Genomic DNA, 223 nt, shown 5'->3' with positions numbered 1-223 from the left:
GTTGATATTCCTGTACCACCTCTTTATCGTTTGAGCAATGGAGGGACGCAGAAGGATAGAAGAAGCGTGCGATTGGTTGTGCACGTCCAAGCAGTTAGGCTGGTAAGTAGGTAAATCCGCTTACCGCGAAGGCTGAGCTGTGATGGGGAAGCTCCTTATGGAGCGAAGTCTTTGATTCCCCGCTGCCAAGAAAAGCTTCTAGCGAGATAAAAGGTGCCTGTAC

1 rRNA gene is annotated in these 223 nt (G+C 49.8%); it reads left to right on the top strand.

Features of this window, described 5'->3' with window-relative positions:
• Window positions 1–223: ribosomal RNA gene (locus MR058_RS23910) — 23S ribosomal RNA — on the top strand; the annotation flags it as partial.

The sequence above is a fragment of the Bacillus cereus group sp. BfR-BA-01430 genome (assembly GCF_022663115.1).
GTDB lineage: Bacteria > Bacillota > Bacilli > Bacillales > Bacillaceae_G > Bacillus_A > Bacillus_A cereus_BD.
This window is presented reverse-complemented; position numbering and strand designations above follow the sequence as displayed.